Genomic DNA, 2,172 nt, shown 5'->3' on the forward strand with positions numbered 1-2,172 from the left:
GTGCGCCGTGAGGCGCTGGTGATTCGAACGGAGGTGGGAGACCTTCGTCGCTGATCCTGTCGCAGCAGGACGGTGGAGCTGAGGGCAGTCTGATCCGGGTGGTGCCGGTGAGGGCGGGAAGCAGCCCTGACAAAGCCGGGACGTATCAGCACTGCCAGATGGTGCGGGTCCGGCGAGCGGGACGGAAAGGAGTACGAGAGGAACCGGCGTTTACGTCCCTTCATCTTGCACCGGCTCGAATCTGGTGGATATGGGCCGGGGGCGGTGCGCACCCACCGGAATTCGGCGGGTAACTCCTGGGCCGGATAGGACGGCTGGCCGGGAGACCACGGTGAAGTGCTGCGGGGTAACCGTGGTGATGCCGCAGGGGCAGAGTCGGGCTCCTCCTCCGTCGAGCGAATCACAGTGAACACGGGAACCATCCGGGTCTTGCCATCCGGCCGGGCTGCCAGCCCGGCAGGGTGGCTGAGCGCACCGACCGCTGACCGGGCCGGGATGGGGCGGAGCCGTCGTAGTACTCCGAGCCGGGGAAAGCCCGGCGCATGGGGAAGGACGGCAGCGGTTTCGAGAAGGGAAGGAGGCTGCAATGTCGAAAGACGCGCCGGTGAACATCGGCGCCGCGGACGCGACGGACCCGGTGGGTCCGCGCGCCCGGGTATCGAGGATGCAGGCCAAGCTTCACCGTTGGGCGGCGGCCGATCCCGGCCGCAGGTTCGACGACCTGTTCAACTTCGTGCACGATCCGGCGACGCTGCTGGTGGCGTTCGACCGGGTCGCGGGCAACACCGGCGCGAAAACTCCCGGAGTCGACGGCCTGACCGCCGCCGATATTGAGGAGATCGCCGGGGTGTCCGGGTTCCTGGACGACCTGCGAACCCAGGTGAAGGACGGATCGTTTCGTCCGCTTCCGGTGCGGGAACGCAAGATCCCCAAGCCGGGTGGCAGCGGAAAGGTCCGGAAGCTGGGAATCCCGACCATTGCGGACCGGGTGGTTCAGGCGGCGCTGAAGCTGGTGCTGGAGCCGATCTTCGAGGCCGGCTTCCTGCCTGTCTCATACGGGTTCCGGCCGAAGCGACGGGCACACGATGCAGTCGCGGAGATTCAGTACTTCGGCACCAAAGGCTACCGCTGGGTGCTGGATGCGGATATCGAAGCGTGTTTTGACTCGATCGACCACACGGCCCTCATGGACCGGGTGCGGACTCGGGTGAAGGACAAGCATGTGCTGATGCTGGTCAAGGCGTTCCTCAAGGCCGGGGTGATGACCGAAACCGGCCACTTCGAGGACAACCCGACTGGCACGCCGCAAGGAGGGATCCTGTCCCCGCTGCTGGCCAACATCGCCCTGAGCGCGCTCGATGAGCACGCCCACGGGCCGTGGCGGCCGGGCGCGGCGATGGGCAGCCCCGTAAGTCGCGCCCTCCGTCGCCGGAGGGGACTGCCGAACTGGCGGATCGTCCGCTACGCAGACGATTTCGTCGTGCTCGTGTTCGGCAGCTGTGACGATGCGAAATCCCTGCGCGAGGAAATCGCTGATGTGCTAGCACCGCTGGGACTTCGGTTCTCCGAAGCCAAGACCCGCGTCGCGCACATGAGCGAAGGGTTCGACTTCCTTGGGTTCCGCCTCCAGTGGAAACGCAAGCGAGGTACGGACAAGTGGTACGTCTACACCTTCATCGCCGACCGGCCCGTCCGGTCCTTGAAGGACAAGATCCGTGCCCTGACACACAGGTTGTCGCAACAGCCACCCAGGGACGTGCTGAGACGGCTCAACCGGATCATGCGCGGCTGGTCCAACTACTTCAGATACGCAGTCGCCAAGAGCACCATGCAAACCCTCGCCATTTTCGTCTGGCGGCGGGTTGCTCGGTGGTGGATGCGGCTGCACCGCTGGAGCTGGACCGATCTGCGAAGGCACCTCACCGACCACACCGGCCGGTGGCGAATGCCTTCGTCAGACGGGATCGAACTGTTCAACCTCGGCCGGGTGCCAACCGAGCGATACCGGTACCGCGGCAACACGATCCCAAATCCCTGGACCGTGGCCAACCACGCCTGACGGCAGAGACCGTGGAGAGCCCGGTGCGTGGAAACGCGCACGCCGGGTTCGGCGAGCGGCCCGCAGAAACGGACCGGTGGCAACACCGGCACCGCGCTGCGGGCCGACTCAAC

Annotated in this window: 1 protein-coding gene; it reads left to right on the forward strand. The window is 66.1% G+C overall.

Features of this window, described 5'->3' with window-relative positions:
* Nucleotides 1–586 precede the first annotated feature (586 nt).
* Complete coding sequence (gene ltrA, locus ABZ396_RS40670; RefSeq protein WP_358927074.1) at nucleotides 587–2,059, forward strand: group II intron reverse transcriptase/maturase; 1,473 nt, start codon at nucleotides 587–589, stop codon at nucleotides 2,057–2,059.
* Nucleotides 2,060–2,172 lie beyond the last annotated feature (113 nt).

The sequence above is a fragment of the Streptomyces sp. NPDC005866 genome (assembly GCF_040629895.1).
Taxonomy (GTDB): Bacteria; Actinomycetota; Actinomycetes; order Streptomycetales; family Streptomycetaceae; genus Streptomyces.